General features: G+C 36.5%; 15 protein-coding genes. 1 reads left to right on the top strand and 14 read right to left on the bottom strand.

Annotation, left to right across the window (positions count from 1 at the left end; genetic code table 11):
• Positions 1-24: 24 nt before the first annotated feature.
• The 11 genes from DS031_RS04775 to desB form a co-directional block, all read right to left on the bottom strand.
• Entirely contained in the window at positions 25-1,398 is a 1,374-nt protein-coding gene (locus tag DS031_RS04775) for a glycoside hydrolase family 172 protein (RefSeq protein WP_245947210.1), read from the bottom strand.
• 68 nt (positions 1,399-1,466) lie between these two features.
• Positions 1,467-2,354, bottom strand: coding sequence for a carbohydrate ABC transporter permease (locus DS031_RS04780; protein ID WP_245947212.1), 888 nt, complete (start codon positions 2,352-2,354; stop codon positions 1,467-1,469).
• Between the two features lie 14 nt (positions 2,355-2,368).
• Positions 2,369-3,244: a carbohydrate ABC transporter permease gene (locus DS031_RS04785; RefSeq protein WP_113804784.1), complete on the bottom strand. Its 876-nt coding sequence runs from the start codon at positions 3,242-3,244 to the stop codon at positions 2,369-2,371.
• A gap of 102 nt (positions 3,245-3,346) precedes the next feature.
• A complete protein-coding gene (locus tag DS031_RS04790) occupies positions 3,347-4,672 on the bottom strand; it encodes an ABC transporter substrate-binding protein (RefSeq protein ID WP_113804785.1) in 1,326 nt (441 codons plus the stop codon).
• A gap of 523 nt (positions 4,673-5,195) precedes the next feature.
• Positions 5,196-6,188 carry an aldose 1-epimerase gene (locus DS031_RS04795; protein ID WP_181833019.1) on the bottom strand — a complete coding sequence of 331 codons (993 nt, stop codon included), beginning with the start codon at positions 6,186-6,188 and terminating at the stop codon, positions 5,196-5,198.
• A gap of 268 nt (positions 6,189-6,456) precedes the next feature.
• Entirely contained in the window at positions 6,457-7,473 is a 1,017-nt protein-coding gene (locus DS031_RS04800) for a LacI family DNA-binding transcriptional regulator (RefSeq protein WP_113804787.1), read from the bottom strand.
• Positions 7,474-7,540: 67 nt separating this feature from the next.
• Entirely contained in the window at positions 7,541-9,019 is a 1,479-nt protein-coding gene (locus tag DS031_RS04805) for a glycoside hydrolase family 32 protein (RefSeq protein WP_113804788.1), read from the bottom strand.
• A gap of 97 nt (positions 9,020-9,116) precedes the next feature.
• Entirely contained in the window at positions 9,117-10,571 is a 1,455-nt protein-coding gene (locus DS031_RS04810) for a sucrose-specific PTS transporter subunit IIBC (RefSeq protein WP_113804789.1), read from the bottom strand.
• A 358-nt stretch (positions 10,572-10,929) separates the two neighbouring features.
• Positions 10,930-11,730 (bottom strand): SDR family NAD(P)-dependent oxidoreductase, encoded by an 801-nt coding sequence (locus tag DS031_RS04815; RefSeq protein ID WP_113804790.1) that lies wholly within the window; start codon positions 11,728-11,730, stop codon positions 10,930-10,932.
• A gap of 197 nt (positions 11,731-11,927) precedes the next feature.
• Complete coding sequence (locus DS031_RS04820; RefSeq protein WP_113804791.1) at positions 11,928-14,123, bottom strand: DNA topoisomerase III; 2,196 nt, start codon at positions 14,121-14,123, stop codon at positions 11,928-11,930.
• Between the two features lie 177 nt (positions 14,124-14,300).
• Complete coding sequence (gene desB, locus DS031_RS04825) at positions 14,301-15,413, bottom strand: Delta(10) desaturase DesB (RefSeq protein WP_113804792.1); 1,113 nt, start codon at positions 15,411-15,413, stop codon at positions 14,301-14,303.
• A 588-nt stretch (positions 15,414-16,001) separates the two neighbouring features.
• Between desB and DS031_RS04830 the strand changes: the two genes are divergently transcribed.
• Positions 16,002-17,558, top strand: coding sequence for an ABC-F family ATP-binding cassette domain-containing protein (locus DS031_RS04830; protein WP_113804793.1), 1,557 nt, complete (start codon positions 16,002-16,004; stop codon positions 17,556-17,558).
• A gap of 86 nt (positions 17,559-17,644) precedes the next feature.
• On the opposite strand, the gene DS031_RS04835 is transcribed toward DS031_RS04830, so the two are convergent.
• The 3 genes from DS031_RS04835 to iscB form a co-directional block, all read right to left on the bottom strand.
• Entirely contained in the window at positions 17,645-18,850 is a 1,206-nt protein-coding gene (locus DS031_RS04835; protein ID WP_113804794.1) for a DEAD/DEAH box helicase, read from the bottom strand.
• A gap of 149 nt (positions 18,851-18,999) precedes the next feature.
• Complete coding sequence (gene minD, locus DS031_RS04840) at positions 19,000-19,842, bottom strand: septum site-determining protein MinD (RefSeq protein WP_113804795.1); 843 nt, start codon at positions 19,840-19,842, stop codon at positions 19,000-19,002.
• A 167-nt stretch (positions 19,843-20,009) separates the two neighbouring features.
• Positions 20,010-21,248: an RNA-guided endonuclease IscB gene (gene iscB / locus DS031_RS04845; protein ID WP_113804796.1), complete on the bottom strand. Its 1,239-nt coding sequence runs from the start codon at positions 21,246-21,248 to the stop codon at positions 20,010-20,012.
• Positions 21,249-21,270 lie beyond the last annotated feature (22 nt).

The following is a 21,270-nucleotide window of genomic DNA, read 5'->3' on the forward strand; positions in this document are numbered from 1 at the left end:
TGATTATTGAGTTACTTCTTGAAATTATTCACCTTTAAGTGAATCTTTCACGCGTTTAGCATGCTCTTTATTTCCTAAAGAAGATTCTCTTGTTTTGTTGTACTTTAATTCCATCTGATTTTGCTTCTCGCTCACATATGCTAATTCTCTTTCTTTCGCAGATTCATAAGCTTTTTGCTGCTCTTTATTTAACCCTTTTTTAGCTTTTTGAGTAACAGCAGGCATCTCTGCAACATGTGGAATTCGTTCTTCTACTGGAAGAATATCAAGTTTTGGAGATGGTAATGTTTGATACCAGTAAGCTGTTGAAGACCAGTCATCAGATAAATGATTTGCATGTCCGTGCTCAAGTGTAACTTTAATACTTTCAGAGAAATGAATTGGATCTGCGATATGGAATCTATATGAAACTTGATAGCCAGGTTTTTCACTTTCATGAATAATTGAACCATTATATAAGAAAGCATTTTTCTGCATGCCCCACGCATGTCCAAAATAATCTTCACTACCTGTTCCATTAATGCTTGGTTCTTTTTCTCCGTCAATGAAAATCATGTCATCACCTTCACCCCACCAGCTTCCTTGGAAGTGGTTTACGGATAAGTTACAGCCAACATAATGTCCTTTTCCTTCTGTTTCTAAAATGACATAGTTATCTTCACCCGTTAGGTTCGCTACACTTTGAACTGCTGGGCTGTTTACTTGAAGATCATTTCCCCATCCTTCGCAAGGATTTTCACGATGCCAATTTGCATGGAAATATACTGTATCTTCAGGTAATTCTTCTTTGCATAACTCATAATCAATATAGAAGTATAAGCCAAATGGAAGATCATTTTCATTCACTATCTCAATTTTAGCTTTTTTGTTAAACGGCATTGGAAAGAAGCAGTTTAAGGCAGCAGGAGCACCAAATTTATTAGCTTCTTCCGGCTTAACAGATACGTTAAATGGTGCTGATTCAAAGTTACCTGGTAATGAATGTCCGACACAGAAGAAGTCTCCAAATGGCGCTAATACACTCGGTGTATCTTGATCATCCCAAGTAATTTTAATCAATGCTTTTCGGTAATAGAAAGGATCCTGCTCCTCCCAAGTCACTCCTAATGCATTATGAATTTCATTAACAGGCGCTACATTACTTCCTAAAACCGGATCAACAATACTTGGCCCCATAATTTTTCTGCAGAAAGATGTCATCCAAAAATGCGTTAAGCAGCCTGGTCCTGCAATCTCACCTAATACAACTGACTCATTTGGTGGAATTAACCAGTAATCTTGGTTTCTTCCTGTTTGATCAGAGCTTGAAAGTCTTGCTGATCTTACATCAGCATGTCTTGTTAAATTTTGCATGAATCCATTTGAAATAGTAGTGTTTGCTTTTGACATTGTTTTCATAGTTTTATTCCTCCATAAAATAGTTTTTTATTTTTCAACTGCGTCAGCAGTTATTACTAAAGTCGTTTTTATCCTTTAACTGCACCAGCAGTCATTCCTTCAATAATGTATTTTTGGAAAAAACCGTAGAAGATTAACTGCGGAATCATTACTAATATACTTGCAGCAATAATGCCGCCGTAATCGATGCTCCATCTTCCTTTAAATTCTGAGATACCAAGCGGAACAGTCGTTAATGCATCACTGCTAATTAACGTAACGGCAAACGGAAACTCATTCCATACATAAAGCACATTAAAGATAAAGATCGTTGCCACAACCGGTTTAATAATTGGAAAAACAACTGACTTACAAAGAGTAAATAAATTACATCCATCAATAATCGCGGCTTCTTCAAGTTCCTTTGGAAAGCCTTTTAAAAACCCTGTAAACAGCAGCGTATTAAACGAAATAGATGTTGCAATGTACGGTAAAATAAGGGAAGCATGCGTGTTCATCAAATCAAACATGATTGTAATTCGATATACCGGAAATAACAGGATAAAAGGTGGGATCGCTAACCCTAGTAACAAGAAATAAGTAAGTCCTCCTCTTAATTTTTCCGATCGAAATATCATTCTGCTTAGCGCAAATGCGCTCATAAACGTAATAATAATCTCCACCACAATTGTCACAATAGCGATAATAAAGGTATTTTTGTACATTAAGAGAATATCAAGTGTTTCAATTGCTTTTTGATAGTTTTCAAAACTAAAACTTGCTGGTAAAGCGAAAGGACTATTTAAAATTTCACTATTTGTCTTAAAAGATAATAGGATCATCCATAAAAAGGGAAGCATCACTATAAAGGTAATTCCGTAAATAAGCGCATATGATCCTATTTTTCTTTTAACTTTTTTCTCTTCAGCTTGAATGATCATCTTATCTGTTCGACTTTGCTCCTCAACGTGATTCATTACTCTCACCTCCTTTAATTTTCAGCTCTTTTTTTCGTAAACATCATGTAAATGCCAGTAAATAGAATCGTGATAATAAATGTAACGACAGCAACCGCCATACCATATCCATATTCACTTGAAATAAAGGTTACATTATACATATAAGTTACAAGCACTTCAGAAAGATGGTTAGGTCCTCCATTTGTAAGCTGTAAAACAGTCTCAAAGATTTTAAAGCAAAATGTAATAATTAGGATCACATTAATTTTGAATGTTTCATTCAACATAGGAATCGTAACAAAAATTAACTGCTGCATCTTATTAGCACCATCAATTTCACTAGCTTCATAAATTTCGCGAGGAATAGTAGTTAACCCAGCTAAAAATATTGTTGCGATAAACCCTAAAATCCGCCAGCTTTCTACAATACCCACCGAGTATGGTGTAAGAGTTTCTCCGCCAATCCATTTAAATGCCAGCTCTTCTAACCCTATTTTTTGTAAGAAGACGTTCACAAATCCAATCTCAGGATCAAGAATAAATACCCAAATTAACCCTACAAGAATAGGCGCAATTACAGCAGGTGCAAAGTTCAAAGCTTTTAATACATTTCCACCTTTCACCTTCCTAATCAGAAGCAATGCGAGTAAAAATGAACTAGGTACTAAAATCAGTAATGTAACCGCTAAAACGATAATTGTATTTTTTAAAGAAGTCCAAAAGAATGGGTCTTGCATGAGGAGCAGATAATTTTTTAACCCGATAAATTCCGGCTTGCCAATTCCTGAAAACTTCGTAAGACTATAATAAAACGCTATAATTACTGGTAAAATAAGATAAGCTGAATATACAACCAATGAAGGCAGCAGCATAAAAGAGATATATCGCTTTTTACTAAGCCAAATCATTTTCACCCCTCCTTGTTTTGATTACTGGACGAAAATCAAATTTACGTTATTTCTTTTATCCTGCCGCAAGTTATACAGTACGGCAGGATAAGTGTTCCAAATTTACTGTTCAGAAATCTTTTTCGCTACTACATCCACCGCTTGTTCCGGTGTATAAATTCCGTTAATAACGCCATAAATACTGTCATACATCGCATTGGCGACAGGCTCTGATACAATAAGATCTGGTTGGTTCGGTTGACTTTCCCAGTCCGGCTTGTTCATCTGCTCCACAACCTTTGCAAATACAGGATGTTTCTCTTCATCGATTTCCCCTTCAAATTTAATCATCGGAGGAACTTGATTATCTAACATAATTTGTGCGCCATCTTCGCTGTAATAAAAGTTCAAGAACTTCATGACTGCTTCATATTTCGCATCATTATCTTCTACCTTTTTATTTACCACTAACGGAGCCGCTGGTACGATCGAAGTGATTTGTTGATTTCCTACACCATCAGAGAATGTTGGTCCCCACCAGAAGCCGACATCGTTTGCCATCGCGCTTTCTTCAAATCTTTTCGTCTCCCATACTCCGGCATCAAGCATTGCTGCTTGGCCACTTGAAAACATTTCAACAGCCTGGAAGTAATTTAAAGTTGATACGTTGTCTGGAAATGCTCCTAAGTCTCTTAACTCTGCAATCTTTTCATAAAACTTTACGAAATCCTCGTTATTGTAACTTTCTTCTCCAGCAAGAACTTGATCGATTTTGTCAAAGTATCCATATCTCGATAACATCGTTAAAAATGCCCATACTGAGTAAGGATCTTTAGAACCTTTTGCAATGGAAACGACATCATTTTCTTCAAACGTTTTTACCGCTTCTATTAAGTCTGCATACGTTTCTGGAAGTTCTACCTTATATTTTTCAAATAATGCTTTGTTATACCAAAGCCCTGTAACTAAAGGCTGATACGGAAGACCAAATTGGCTGCCATCAAGCTTGTAAGTATCAAGCATATTTGTATGGAACTTTTCAACAATTTCAGAGTTATTATTTAGAAAGTCTGTTAAATCAAGAAGCATCCCTGCCTCTTCAAGCTCTTTCGCTGAAGCTGGTAACATCCAGAAAATATCTGGTAGAGTATCGGATTGAGCCATCATTTTTATTTTTTTAATATGTTCTTTTTGGTCAGTACCTTGTAAATTAATTGTGATATCAGGATTTTCTTCCATGAATTTTTGAACGGTTTGATAAAAAGCTGGCTCTTGATCTTTTGGATTTGCAACATGAATCGCAAAATCAATCGTGACTTCAGAACCGCCTCCTTGACTATCGGAAGGACCTTCAGAGCTTTCATTTTTTTGACTGCAACCTAACACACTAACTGCCATCATCACTAAAACAATTGAAAGGCTTAAAAACTTTTTTAATTTTTTTCTCATTTTTTAATGCTCCCTTCATTTAATTTATTAACGCTTGAAACGGTTAAACAATTAAACAATTAAACAATAAAGATACTTATAATAACGCTTACAATACAATTACTTAAAAGATTGACTTTTCACCTCAAAAAGAGATAGCGGTTACATTTGTCTTTTTATATCAGTCCCTCCTGTGTTGATTTAGTGTGTTAGTAATTATCTTGATTACACTTCTTATTTTAAAACCTATTTATAAAATCGGAAATTCTAACATCTTTTAAAAATGTCATATGTTTTTAGAATCCAATTATTTTCTTGGAATAAATTCTATAATAAGGAAATAATTCTTGAACTTCTTCAAGTAAAAGAGTTAAAATTATGAAATTCACTCGAATATTAAACAGGTATATATTCATATAAAATAATGAACATCTCGAAATAAAGAGCTTTGGTAAAATGATGTATGAAGGCTGTATAGAGAAAAAAGCACTAACTTGATATGGTCAGTGCTTTTAAGCATTTTTGAAAATATTGGCTTCAATTTTTATGTGTAAGCAATATCGATGATTACTTTAAGGTGTATCGTTTTACCGTGTTGAAGGGCTTTCATTCCGGTTAGTTCAGGAGGCAAATCCAGATTTGGCGCATTGGTTACCCAAGTATAAGGTTCTATGCTAATAACTTCATCAGTCATTCCCATTGTATAAAGGAGCCAGTACCGATATAAATCGGAAGTTTGAATGCGAATCTCATAGCCTTTTTTGGAAAGCACTGCTTCATGGGGGCGATTGCCGATTTGAAGCAATTTCTCAATTTGTAGACCCTGTAAATTGATTCCTTTAGTTAACGATTCGTAAGGTCCCAAAGTTAACAACCTTCCAGTTGGCATCAGTTCGGAATCTAACTCCCATTCATAGGAAACAGGAAGCTTTAGCGTCCATTTTTGCGGTTCATGATCAATACGAAACCATGGATGTAACCCGAATCCGACAGGAGCCGTCACCTTGCCGCGGTTTGTAATACTTACTTTTTGGGTTAGTTTACTCCCCATTAACTCGTATGTCATGATAAAAAGCAAGTCATGAGGATACTGCTGCAGAACATCGAGGAAATCAATTGTAGCAAATGTTGAAGTGATGGACTGGTGACTCCCTATTTGCATAGTGGAGTCGACTTTCCATGGATGCCGAGCAAGAAATCCGTGATTATTATGCTTGTTCTCCCAGTTAATGTTCAATTGATATACTCTTCCTTGAAATTCAAAACGACCGAAACGAGTTCGATTAGGCGGGAATAAAACAGGTATACCGTAAAAAATCGGTTCTTTTTTTAGCGTTTTCAGATTAGGAGGCTCTCGCAGCACTTCACGCTTCATGCGTCTATCCCATATTCTAAATAGATTGTTGCCGAGTGACGGACACAAAAAGACATTAAGATTCTCGTTTTGCAATGTATATATTTCAAATCCGTTCAATTGTTCTTTTGTAATCATATACAATCGACCTCTTTCATCTTTGCTCATCCATGTATATGCCAATTCTAAAAAGTCAATCACCTAATATTCATAACTCAACTTTGGCAGTCAAATAAGTCTCTAGAAGCATAATAAAAAACTCCTTTTAAAGGAATTTAGAGCTCAAAAGATGTTCTTATCATTGGGAGCAAAGGAGGTGACCTCTTAATCTCTCGAAATGGCAGGCCGATCATCTGTCTGATATATGTTTTGAGCTCCCTTACTTTAAAGATTTAAAGTAAGGGAGCTCAATTTTATAAAGTATATAAAAGAATAAACCTAATATTAATTGCTACACGTGCCTCCGCTTTGCAACACTTTCGCGAAGATTAATCGTGTAGGGCACAATATATTTATCAAACTGAAATTCATCTGCTTGAATTTGTTTTAATAAAAGCCGGGCACTTTCTTTTCCAAGTTCAGAATAGGAATAATAAACACCTGAAAGTTCTAATCTTGACGCTTTTGCAAGTACGGTGTCATCAAGCCCTAAAACAGACACCTCTTCCGGTACACGAATGCCATGGTCCTGCAAACAGTTAACAGCCCCGATCGCCATTCCATCGTTAATCGCAATTAAAGCTGTAAATGATGTCCCTGCCGCTAACATTTTGTTTGTCTGAATGTAACCTTCTTCAATCGAATAATCGCCATGTCGGATCAATAATGGGGAAATCGCGATGCCGTTTTCTGAAACAGCATCGAGTACTCCTTTTTTTCGCTGTTCCGAGTTTACCGAATGCATAGGTCCTCCCACAACAGCAAACTGTTTATGGCCAAGATCAATTAATTTTTGGGCAGACTCTTTTCCAAAATTATAATTGTCAAAGGTTACATATGAAATTTGCTCTTTCTCTGTATCTTGAAGCATGACTACTACAGGAATTGGTAAACTTTTAATTAATTCACGATGCTCTTTTTTAAACTCTTTTGTCGCAAAAAGAATCCCTTCAACTCGCTTTGAACGAAAAATTTCAAAATGCTTTATTTCGCTGTTGATATTGCCGTTTGAACATGCAATAAGAAGGTTATAGCCGTTTTCTTCTAGTACAGTGCTTACACCGGTAATCGAGCGGGGAATTCCTTCCCCTCTCATATCATGGACAATTAGCCCGATTAAATGAGTTTTCTTGTCTGCTAGTTCCCTCGCTAAAATATTAGGGCGATAGCCCGTTTCCTCAATAATTTTTTCGATTTTTTTTCTTGTACTTTCCTTTACTGGTCCAGAATTGTTAAAGACTCTCGATACTGTTGCAGTCGATACGCCTGCTTTCCTTGCGACTTCTGTTATATTAATTTCTTTCTTCATATGCCACAACACCGCCTAAACTTACTACAGCTATTATACAAAAAACAAACGCGTTGAAGAAACTATTTTAATTATACGTCCATTTCGCAGCATTCACTTTTACAGAACCATCGTTCGCAAAAAACGCAATACCTCGGCTTTCAGTTTTCGGAAAAATCCGCCCTGTAAATACTTCTTCTCCATCATTCACAAAAATTTCAACTGAAGAGGAATCAACGAAAATTTGAAACGTAATCTTTTCTTCATGCAGTAAACATTTTCTTACTGTCCCATAACTTTCACCAACCTGCTCACCAGAATGGGAGCGGTCAAAGATTACCTTTTTCCCGCCAGCATCATATTTTACAACTGTCTGTTCATTTTCTCCAACACGAAGAAAAACACCAAATTCATCAGCAGATCCTTTTTCAAACTGACAAATTAACTCATATGTTTCTCCTTCAAAACCGCTGTACGTTTTCACTTCATTTTCAAGTATATCTTCTATTTCACTCTTTGCTTTTCGCAGTGCTTGAAGTTCTTTTGCCGGCTTTTGAATCAATTTATTATTGTTTACAGTTAGTTCACGCGGCAATGTTAAGCAGTGCGCCCAGCCGTTTTGATCAGTTGGATATTCAATTTCCGGAAGACCCATCCAGCCGATCAAAAGACGTCTTCCATCAGGTGACAACATTGATTGCGGTGCATAAAAATCAAATCCGCGGTCTAATTCAATAAAGTTTCCATCCTGAAATACTGGCGGTTCATACTTCATCGGATCTCCTAATACATAACCTGATTGATAAATATTTTGATAACGATCTTCCTCAGATTGAATTCCTTGTGGTGAAAAGATTAAGACACCTTTACCATCAAGTTCAAAATAATCAGGACACTCCCACATAAACCCGAACTCTTGTAAGCTTTTATGAACCTCCATTTCACCTTCAAAATCCCACGTTTTTAAGTTTTGCGAGCGATACAACACAACACATCCTGTTTCATCATCACGCTGTGCCCCGATAATCGCATAAAAGAAATCTCCCTTTTTCCACACTTTCGGATCGCGAAAATGATCAGTATATCCTTCAGGAACATGTGAAATAACAGGATGAGGAAGCTTTTCAGTATTTCCTTCCTTATCCATTACTGCTAAACATTGATACGGATGTCTTATCCATTTTTCATCACGCGTATTTCCGGTATACATTAAATATAATTTTCCTTCATATTCAATCGCACTTCCAGAAAATGCGCCATGGCTTTCATAATACTTGTCGGGTTCAATTCCTACTCCAACATTTTCCCAATGGACCAAGTCTTTTGATTTTGTATGATACCAATATTTCAAGCCGTGGACTGGACCTAACGGAAACCATTGATAAAATAAGTGATATTCCCCGTTAAAATAGGAAAAGCCGTTCGGATCATTTAATAGTCCTGTCTCAGGTTGGATGTGGAAATGTTGACGCCATGGACAGGAATCAATTTTTTCTTTTAATGTAATCATCTCGCTTGGCTTTGATTCTTCAATACGTCTGTAACGTTGTTTTCTTGACCATTCCATTAAAAATGTCCCCTTTTAAAAAGAATGAAGAACTTGACGGGAATGTCTCAAAAGCATAGTGTCAGACCCTATTGAGACATTCCCATCACCTTCAGATTTATGCTGCATTCGTATCATGACTTTCATTTTGTTTGTTCTTTTGCTCATAGCGTTTTGATAAGAAAAGTGTTAACAGAAATGAGACAGCAAACGCCAATACCATCCCGATAATATAGTGAAAAATTGACTTCCCTTGAATCGAGATAATACCTGGAAGACCAGCTGCACCAAGCGCGACAGCTAATGTTTTATTAAAGGTAATGTATGCGGCAGCGACAGCAGCACCTGCAATTGCCGCAAAAAACGGATAACGAAGCTTTAAGTTTACGCCAAACATCGCGGGCTCTGTAATACCAAGTAATCCTGAAATTCCTGATGCTGAAGCAATTCCTTTCATTTTTGCATTTTTTGTAACGAAAAAGACAGCAAGTGCAGCAGCTCCTTGGGCCACATTGGACATCGCCGCAATCGGAAAAATAAATGAACCGCCAGTTTTAGCAATATTTGCTAATAATTGTGTTTCCACTGCAATAAAACTGTGGTGCATTCCTGTAATCACAATTGGTGCATATAATAAGCCCATAATGGCACCACCAATAAAACCAGCTGTATCATATGTCCAAATAATACCATCTGTTAATACATTACCTGCTGAACGTGTAACAGGTCCTACAAACGTAAAGGTTAAAATTCCTGTAACAAAAATCGATAATAACGGCGTTAACAGTGTATCAAGCGAAGATGGTGTAATTTTACGAAATCCTTGTTCTACTTTCGCTAAAATATACGATGCTGCCAGTACAGGGAGTACGGTCCCTTGATATCCAACCTTTTCGATCTCAAATCCAAAAATATTCCAAACCGGTACTTCTCCTTGTACAAGAGCACCGCCATAGCCCCAACCGTTTAACAAATCAGGATGGACCATTAACATCCCAAGCGCGGCTCCTAAATAAGCGTTTCCCCCAAAGCGCTGTGTTGCAGAAAATCCAATTAAGATTGGAAGAAATACAAAGGCTGCATTTGAAAAGGTATTAATAAGTGCCGCAAGATCAGCCATTTCCGGATTTGCTTCAATCAATGATTTTCCTTCGACAAATAAATCAGGAGCTGTTAATAAGTTGTTAATTCCCATTAACAAACCTGCCGCCACAATGGCTGGAATGATTGGTACAAAAATATCAGAAAGCATTTTAACAAAGCGTTGAATCGGATTTAGCTTTTTCGTACTTGCCTCTTTTACATCTTTTGTTGACATATCATTTAACCCTGTTGAGGAAATCAACTCTTTATAAATGTGGTTAACGATACCCGTGCCTAAAATAATTTGAAATTGCCCACCTGTTGCAAACGTTCCTTTGACAACATCTAAATGGTCGAGATTCTCTTGATCCACTTTTTCTTCATCATTTAAAACAAGTCTTAAACGCGTCGCACAATGTGCAGCTGCTGCTACGTTTTCTTTCCCGCCTATAGCTTCTAAAATCTCTTGTGCCTGCTGCTTATAATTCATCATTATCCTCCTTAATTGTAAACCTTTACATTTTAGCTTAAATAAAAAACAGAACTTTTATTAAATGTAAAGCTTTACACTTTTAAATAAAATAATATCCTTTTATTAAAAGGATGTAAATATAAAATGTAAAGCTTTACATAATTGAACTTACATATGAGTATAAACAATTCTTTTGAAAACGTCAACAAAAAAATTTATAAATCTTTTAATATCTGGAGTTTGATATAATCCTTCTTTCAAAGATAAGGCGGTTTATACTAAAAAAACAGCCTGTTTCTTTTAAAAGAAACAGGCACTTCTATTACAACTCCAATAAAATTTCAAAAATGAATTCTTTTTCTAAGGATTTATTTCTTTATCTCATCACAACCCCACCAGAAATTTTAAGAGATTCTCCTACAATATTCCCTGCTGCTTCTGTTAGTAAAAACGAAACTGCGTTTGCAACCTCCTCTGGTTTTGTAATACGTCCTGAAGGAATGTCTGCTTCTACATTTTTTAGCTGTTCTTCATATGTTATACCGTTTCTTCGCGCTTTTCGTTTAATCGCATCCCGTCCCATTTTTGTATCAACAAAGCCAGGATTCACAGCATTGACACGAATGTTTGATTGAATCGCTTCCACTGCCATTGACTGGGTAAAACCCATCATCGCAAATTTTGAACCGGCATACGCAGTATTTCCATATGTCCCTCTTAGTCCTGAAAGTGAGGAAATATTGACGATTGCGCCTCTTTTTTCTTTTAACATTTCTTTATAAACGAGCTGTGTTAATAACACAACAGATGTATAGTTTACATTCATCACGTTAAATAGATCTTCTTCTGACAACTCATCAACCGTTGAACCACACGTGATTCCTACCGAATTTACAAGTCCAGTAATGTTCCCTAAAGCTTCTGTTGATTCACTAACTAAGCGCTCACGTTCATTGCTGTCTGTTAAATCTGCTTTATGAACATAGATCATCTCAGAAGATGTAAGCTTATCTAGTTCCCTTTTTAAGTTTTGCAGCTTATCTTCACTTCTACCTGTAACCGTTATTTTCGCGCCCATTTTTGCGATTGTTTTCGCCGTTTCACAGCCAATTCCACCTGTTGCACCGTTAATTAAGATATGTTCATTTTTTAATGCATCCGAAGCAAAAATACTCATTGTTTTCCCCCTTTAACATTTTTATATGTACTTGTATTTCACCACTTTTTCTTCTTTAAACCATTCTAGCATAGTGAAAAATAGGATTCTAAAAGGAAAAACTCCAGCTACCATTGTACCTGGAGAAAGCATCAATTATTATTTTCTAATAGTTAAGCTGGCGGAGAAGCCCTCTTTTATTGTCATTTAATTTATTATTACTTTAACTTAAGCTTTGCAAGAGCATCCGCTAATGCAGAGTTTGTAAAGTCATCCTTTTCTTTCTTTTGCTTGTTTAGATATTTTGAAACTTCTTTCTTTGATACTTTTGTATTTTTCTCTTTTTTTCGTCGGTCATTAAACGTAGAAAGCTTTTCACGGTGACCGCAGCGGCATACAAAAATCTGTCCCTCTCCTTGTCCTCTTAGTTCAAGCTTTTTACGGCAGTTTGGACAGCGAGCATTGGTAACTTTTGAAATGTTCTTTCTGTGACCGCAGTCTCTATCTTGGCAAACGAGCATTTTTCCTTTCTTGCCGTTTACTTCAAGCATCAGCTTACCGCAGTCAGGACATTTACTGCCAGTTAAATTATCGTGCTTAAACTTTTGTTCGCTTTGCTTAATTTCATTTACAGCTGTTTTTGCATACTGTTTCATTTCATTGATAAATGATGTTTGGGAAAGTGAGCCTTTTGAAATCGCTTCAAGCTTTTGTTCCCATTCTGCTGTTAAAGCAGGAGATTTTAAATCTTCAGGAACAAGTTCTAGAAGCTGCTTTCCTTTAGAGGTTACTTTGATTCCTTTCCCTTGCTTTTCAACTAAAAAGCTGTTAAAAAGCTTTTCGATAATATCCGCTCTCGTTGCCACCGTACCAAGTCCACCTGTTTGACCAAGCGTTTTAATAAGAGATTGATCTTCACCTGCCATATATTTTGCTGGATTTTCCATCGCAGATAGAAGCGTTCCTTCATTAAATAGCTCCGGCGGCTTTGTTTCTCCTTTCGTTTGTAAAAGAGTTGAAATTTTTAAGATATCACCTTTTGAAATGCTCGGCAGCAGCTGTTCCTTCATATCTCCTTGATTCTCTTCATCCTCAAACTGATTGTCATACACTTCTTTCCAGCCTTGAGCAAGGACTCGTTTTCCTTTTGCGATAAAGTTCTCATTGCCAATTTTCGCTTTAATCGTCGTTTGTTCATATTGAAACGGCGGATACAATACCGCTAAGAAACGCTTTACAACTAAATCATAAATTTTTCTTTCCTTATCACTTAAGGCGCTTAATGATACGCGCTCTTCTGTTGGAATAATCGCATGGTGATCAGATACTTTGCTGTTATCAACAAATGATTTACTCTGCTTAATCGGCGTTTTTAAAACTTTCGAGGCTAATTTAGCATATTCTCCTGTACCGCACGCTTTCAATCGGTCTGGAAGCGTCTCAACAAGATCACTTGAAAGATACCTTGAATCTGTCCGTGGATACGTTAATACTTTATGCTGCTCATAAAGCTTCTGCATAATTGACAGCGTTTCTTTCGCTGAATAGCCGAACCGTTTATTGGCGTCTCGCTGCAGCTCTGTTAAATCATAAAGCTGCGGTGCATAGCTTTTCTTGTCCGTTTTATTTACTTCCAATACTTCAGCAGCTTTCCCTTTTACCGCTTTTTCGAGCTTCTCAATCTTATCTTTTACAAATGTTCTTATGTCATTTGTTTTGCTGTCCTGCCATGTTAACTTTAAACTGCTGTCTGTTACGGCTTGAAGTCCGTAAAATGATTTTGGCTTAAAATTTTTAATTTCTTCTTCACGCGTTGCAATCATCGCAAGTGTCGGTGTTTGGACACGGCCGCAAGAAAGCTGGGCATTATATTTAGTCGTTAACGCACGCGTTGCATTAATGCCGACAAACCAGTCAGCTTCAGAACGCGCGACTGCTGATGCATAAAGGTTTTCATACGCTTTGCCATTTCGAAGCTTACGAAATCCTTCTTTAATTGCTTTATCTGTGACAGAAGAAATCCACAGCCGTTTAATCGGCTTTTTCACATGCGCTTTTTCAATAATCCATCTGGCAACAAGTTCTCCTTCACGTCCCGCATCTGTCGCAATCACAATTTCATTAACATCTTTACGATTCATTTGCGCTTTAACCGCTTGAAATTGTTTTCCTGTTTTTTTAATAACAACAAGCTTTAATCGTGATGGAAGCATCGGTAAGTCTTCTAAGTTCCATGATTTATATTTTTCGTCATATACTTCAGGATCAGCTAATGTAACAAGATGTCCTAAAGCCCATGTAACGATATAGTTACTTCCTTCTATATAACCATTACCTTTTTTACTGCAGTTTAATACACGCGCTAAATCCCTTCCAACAGAAGGTTTTTCAGCTAATACTAATGTTTTACTCATCGTAACATCCTCTCAAAGTCGCTATCCATAATAGTACCATAAATGGGGCGGCTCACGCTTTTTCTGTTTTCCTTATAAAATACTTTCACTTTTAAGATCCTTTACATAAACTATAAAAAAATTTACTTGATAAGAAAAAAGCCCAAAACAACATATTGTTTGGGCTTTAGTTTATATTTATCCTTTTTTTACATTTAAATTACGATTAACAGCCATATTTTTACTCTCTTTTTCTTCATCCATATCTGTTTCACGGTATTGGATATTTTCTGGATCAAGACCATTTCCAAGTGAACCGTAAAGACGTCCTTCATGTGGATCTACTAAGTCATTATGATTATAATAGACGCGCGGTGTTTTCCAAAGCGCTTTCAGCGCTTTATCCATCGGCATTTCATGGTAGCGCTCAGGCCACATCTCTTTAATATGCTGCTTTACTAATGGATAATACTTTGGGCTCATCCCTGGAAAAAGATGATGCTCTGTATGGTATGAAAAATTAAAATGAAGCACATCAACCCATTTTGGCACCGTAACAGTCAGGCTGTTTGCTAAAGGATCATTTACCGGTACAAGCGGATTTAAACGGTGATTCGTTGAAATATAACTCATCACAATGAAATTTGCAATTAATAATGGAAGCAGATATGCAAAAAACCAGTTTGCAGGCCCCATTAAAAACAGCAATCCAATCCAAGTTGCCCAAGGTAAAATTAACTGCAGCCAAACAGAGCGGCGTTTTTTCGGATTAAATTCTTTAATATAAACGATAAACATCCGCAATGAATGCAGTGAAAAAGAAATCGTTAGGGCACTAAAGCTTGAGAATGCACGGAATGAAAGCGGTAAACGATAAATCCACTTTACAAAACGACTTTTTGAAAACTGCTCTAAGCTTGGCCAAGCATCAGGATCATTTTCTTCATCCTGTGTATGAAGATGATGGTTCATATTGTGCCATTTACGCCAAAGCTGCGGACCAGTGCTTAACGGCCAAAAAGCAATTGCCCCAAGCAAATCGCGAAGCCACGCCTTTCTTACTACGGTCCCATGTAAGATTTCATGACCTAAAAAACCCATTGCCGCAAAACTTCCACCTAAAATAACAGCAATACCAAGGTTAATCAATGGATGAAGATCAAACAAACCAATTGCAAGAAAACCTGCAGTTACAACCATTAAATAAGCAAGTCCCCCTAACAAACGTGCTGGAACCGGTTTAAATACATCTTTAGGAAGATGCTTTGATACGCGGGCTGCGTACCACCCAAATGTATGAAGTTCTTTCATAATTGTTAAGCTCCTTTTTTACTATTAAGCCTGCTTCCAAGAAAAAAGACACCTTATTCATTTCCTGTTAAAATTGGATAATGGTTAAACAACCACTTTTTTCCATAAACAACTTGTACGAAACATGCACTTTTTTTGTGATTAGTATTCAGGGAAATGTCACCAATTATACAATCATTTTAATTGTGGCATCGTTCTAATTTTCTCGTTTTCATAATGCTTCTTTTAAATTTATTTCATTCACTAAAAAATAGTCACCGAGGTACAAATGTAACACTGGGTTTTCTTATTTGTCAATTTCCTTCTTGTTCTTCATTTACATGTCATATGATTACTTTCTCAATCAATCATTCTTATAAACCATTTGATTATGACGTATAAAAGAAATATTTTATGTGACAAAAATCACATTGAAAATAATTACCTATTCTTAAACTTCCCTTTAATCATTGTATCAACTCATATATAATCAGTTTGTATGACATTTATTTTTAACGATAAAGGCTTTAAACATATAAAAACATCCCTATTATTCAGCTATTATTCTATTAATATGCTGTACATTCTTTTTATAAAAAGGAGCATAACATGAGTATTTTAACAGTAAAAAATTTAAGTCACGGTTTTGGTGATCGTGCTATTTTTAATGATGTTTCCTTCCGTCTTTTAAAAGGGGAACATATTGGTCTAATTGGTGCAAATGGTGAGGGGAAATCTACGTTTATGAACATTGTAACAGGCAAACTTGAGCCTGATGCAGGAAAAGTTGAATGGTCAAAGCACGTTCGCGTTGGCTATCTTGATCAGCATGCGGCACTTGAAAAAGGAATGACCATTCGTGATGTATTAAAAAGTGCTTTTCAATATCTTTTTGATCTTGAAAATAACATGAATAAATTGTACGAAAAAATGGCTGATGTTACACCTGAAGAGTTAGAAAAGCTTCTTGAAGATGTAGGAACGATTCAAGATACGTTAACGAATAATGATTTCTATGTAATTGATGCAAAAGTTGAAGAAATCGGACGCGGACTTGGCTTAGAGGATATCGGTCTTGATCGTGATGTTCATGATTTAAGTGGGGGACAAAGAACAAAAGTGCTTCTTGCCAAACTGCTGCTTGAAAAGCCTGATATTCTTCTTTTAGATGAGCCGACAAACTATTTAGATGAACAGCATATCGTTTGGTTAAAACGCTATCTACAAGAATACGAGAATGCCTTTATTCTTATTTCTCATGATATTCCGTTTCTGAACAGTGTGATTAACCTAATCTATCATATGGAAAACCAAGAATTAAACCGTTATGTTGGCGATTATGATAACTTTTTAAAAGTTCATGAAATGAAAAAACAGCAGCTCGAATCTGCTTTTAAAAAGCAGCAGCAGGAAATTGCTGAATTGAAAGATTTTGTTGCTAGAAATAAAGCCCGTGTTGCAACGCGGAATATGGCGATGTCCCGTCAGAAAAAGCTCGATAAAATGGAAATGATTGAACTTGGCAAAGAAAAGCCAAAACCGGAATTTGATTTTAAAGCATCACGTGCGCCTGGTAAATTAATTTTTGAAACAACTGACCTCGTCATCGGTTATGATGAGCCGCTTTCTAAACCATTAAACTTACGAATGGAGCGCGGACAAAAAATTGCGTTAGTCGGCGCAAATGGAATCGGAAAAACAACACTTCTTAAAAGTATTCTAGGTGAAATTAAATCACTTAATGGATCGGTTGAGCTTGGTGACTATTTAGAACTTGGTTATTTTGAACAGGAGTCAAAAGAAGCCAATACAAACACATGTATTGAAGAAGCATGGAAAGAGTTTCCTCATTACAGTCAATATGAAATTCGCGCAGCTCTTGCAAAATGCGGCTTAACAACAAAGCATATCGAAAGCAAAATTCAAGTGTTGAGCGGCGGTGAAAAAGCGAAAGTAAGACTTTGTAAGCTTATTAACAAAGAAACAAATGTACTCATTCTCGATGAGCCAACAAACCACCTTGATGTGGATGCAAAAGATGAACTGAAACGCGCCCTGAAAGCATACAAAGGAAGCATTCTGCTTATTTGCCACGAACCTGAATTTTATCATGATGTTGTTACAGATACTTGGAATTGTGAATCTTGGACAACGAAAGTATTTTAAGTAAGAAAAGCTTCTTTACATCGTAATGTTATTTGAGTCGAGGAGATAGGCGTTGAAGCTGGACACCAAACAAAAAACTCCGCGTTTTACTTGCGGAGTTTTTTGTTATTTTTTTTAGGATAGTTATTCCCTTTGCTTTTACTGCTGAATTTACTTCTCTGATCTTTGTCCACCATTTTTCCACTGAATAAGGTTTTCTTTTCAAGACGGATTCCTAACTCACGGGCAATCTGTTTTAAATGACGTTCTTCTCGTTCTGTAACGATTGAAATCACTCGACCTGAAGCACCCATTCTCCCGGTTCTTCCGGAACGATGTGTATATTGAGAAGCCTCGTCAGGAAGATCAAAATGAATCACATCTTTTAACCCTTCAATATCTAACCCTCTTGCAGCGACATCTGTTGCTAGAAGTAAGGACACTTTGTCAGCGCGAAAATCTTTTATTGCTGCTTCTCTTTCCCTTTTTGATGACTCTCCATCTAATACAGCTAGCGAAAGACCTCTATAAGCTAACTTTGAAGCTGCTTCAGATAATTTTTCAATATCATTTACAAAGGCTAATGCTTTTAGTTCTTCCATTCGAATAATCCGGCGAAGCACATCAATTTTGTCGCGGCGTTCACATACAAAATAAATATGTTCAACTTTTGCTAATTCTTGTTTGTCTTTCTGAATTCGAATCAGTTCAGATTTAGTCATTAGCTGTCCAGCAGCTTCTTCAGCCTCTTTTGATACTGTTGCTGAGAAGAACACAACTTGTCGCTCTTTTAGTGTAGACTTTATAATATCGTTTACACTTTGAAGATTATTTTCAGCAATCATTTGATCGACTTCATCTACTACAATGGTTTTCACATCATGCATTTTAATTTTTTTCATTTTCATTAACTCAATTAGACGTCCCGTTGTACCGACAATAATTTGTGGACGTTTTTTTAACTTCTCGATCTGTCTTTTTATATTCGCTCCGCCAATAAAAGAAGCAGGAGTAATGCCGCTTCCTTTTGTCCACTTTTGAATTTCTTCAAAAATTTGCATCACTAGTTCTCTTGACGGCGCTAAAATTACAGCCTGAATACTCTCTTTTTTAGGATCAATTTTTTCAAGAATCGGCAATAAATATGCAACAGTTTTTCCTGTTCCTGTTGGAGATTCAGCGATTACATCTTTTCCCTCTAAAATGAACGGCACCGCCTGCTCTTGAACCTTTGTAGGAGTAGTAAAACCTGCTTCCTGCCATGCCTCTTGCAAAAATGGTTGAAGTGTTGATAATACCGACCAATTTTCCATAAATAAAATTCCCTTTCTATTTGAGCATACTGCTCATTTCGCTTTCATTACTTCCTAAAGCTCTTTCTCTACAAGTTAGTCTTGCCTCAAACATCATAAGACATTCTGTATATATTAGCTTTCTTCCTCAAGTAACGATAACACATCTATCACGAATTGGAAGAGCAAATATCTTTTTGAGAAAGATTTTTTTCCTTACCTTTCCGTTTCCATAATTTCATAAGAAAGTTTAAAAAGTGCTTTTCATCTTTATAGAAGTGATCAGAGGAATTTAGTTGACTTGACCTCTCACCTAAATAATCTCTAGTAAGCTGCCGATATTCCAAGCCGCTTTTTATCTTAGGGTCAATAACAACCATACTTTTTTGATTAATAAACACTTCATTCCAATAAATGCTTCCAAGACATTCAATTTGAAGTGTTTCCTTAATAACATCAATACTCCCAAGGACTTTATTCTTTTTTATCGGAACAGCATTCACTACAAATTTTAATGGAATATTAAAACGCTCTTCAATAATTCCAATGACACGATCGGCATCTCTTACAGCCGTTTGATCTAATGTTGTCACAATAAGCGCCTCATCCGCAGAAGAAACCGCGAACTCAAACCCACTTTCAATTCCCGCCGGTGAATCAATAATTACATAATCAACTATTTTTTTAAGTTCAGAAACAATTGTTTGAAATCGTTTCATATTCAGCTCATCCATCGTTCTGTCTTTGCTGCCGGGTATAAATGATAAATTACTTAAATCTTTACTCGTTATAATAGCGTTATCTATTGAACATTTACTGTCCATTACATCATAAATATCAAATACGATACGATTGGATAACCCTAAAGGAATATCAAGATTTCTTAAGCCAATATCCGCGTCAATTAAACATACTTTCTTGCCTTCAAGTGCTAGTCCTGCTCCAAAATTTGCTGTAAACGATGTCTTCCCTACGCCACCTTTACCTGAAGTTACAACAATCACTTTCCCCATCGGCTGCTCCTGACTGCTGAAAAAACAAAAAATAATGATCTTCCCACAGCAACCAGGATTACACCTCCTTAAATCTTAATATATAAAACCATCTAAATTCATATAAAATAACTAAAATCATGTTTTATTATAGAAAAAAACAGATCTAACCAGATTCACATCCTTTTTTATTCAGGTTTATTCAAAAAATAAATGTGGCTAAAACGCCATAAAAGCTTAAGGCGGTTTACTCCATACCTTTTTAAAACCTTTCCCTCTGTTGTAGTGAAATTACACTGCTTCTTTTTAGGATAAAGAGCCGTAATATATCCTTCATAGACGTCCCCATTTCGTTTCGTATAACGGACAAAGTCTCGATGTTGAAAACCATTGACTTTTTCTGTTTTCTTTTTGGAACGCTTTCTCATTGGTTTTATGACCCAGTCCTTGATTTGACACTGCTTAGAAGAAACGTGTAACTGGGAAAGAACAATGGCATCGTTTGAATGGGATTTTTCAATGTCCCAGTCTATCCGTCGATTGGCCGTATCTCCTCCTGTTGTGAGCGTAAGAGGCGCGATTTTTTTCAATTCCTGTTGGAGATAGGTTTTCCCCTGCATCACATGCATCGCATCATGGAAAAAGATCTTTTTTTCTTGAATCTTATCGAAGAAACGTTTCGTATGATTGGTTTCTTCTCCTGTTACGTTTTCATGACAGGAAGAACAGAGCGTAATGAGATTGTGAATCGAATCTGAACCTTGCAAACGTCTAGGAATAATATGATGAACTTCTAAACGGCATTGTTTCTTTCTGCAATCTTGACACGTAAAATCGTCTCTCATTAACCGTAAGTTTTCATCTAATCGATTGGATTTTTGGTAGTCCCACCGATAAGGTTGACTGCCTTTTTCGAGCTTGCGAATATCGATCATCACATTTTCTAAATGGATGTGGTTTATTCGAATCCATTTTATTAGTTTTCTTAACACGCGTAATGTTGCTTCTTTTTTCTGTTTGATACTTGGTGGGATACGACCTTCTCTTGTTGATGATGAACGGTTATTAAACCGGTTTGGACGATATTTTTTGTGAGAGCGTTTATACCTTCTATAGCTTCTTCTTGTGTCCATTTTGTCTTTTACATCGGTGCGGTGTTCGATTGTTCCTTTAAAGACCGGTTTGTTTTTTGTTTGGCATTCCTGCACAAGGGCAATGCCCGTAAATTTAGAGCCATCATCGATATTAAAATGAATCGGTGTTTGATCGATTTCTTCGTCTAGCACTTCCTTAAAAAGCTGAATCACCATTGGAAACTTGTTGATGAGTGCTGCTTTGTTTTTTCGAATGAGAACCCAACCTCTATTTTCATTTGTCGGAGAGAGTTTTCTTCCTTTTTGATCTAACACAAAACAGTATGAGACCATCTCTGGTCAGCCTCCTTCGAAA

This window comes from Bacillus taeanensis, from assembly GCF_003318295.1.
GTDB lineage: Bacteria > Bacillota > Bacilli > Bacillales > UBA6769 > Maribacillus > Maribacillus taeanensis.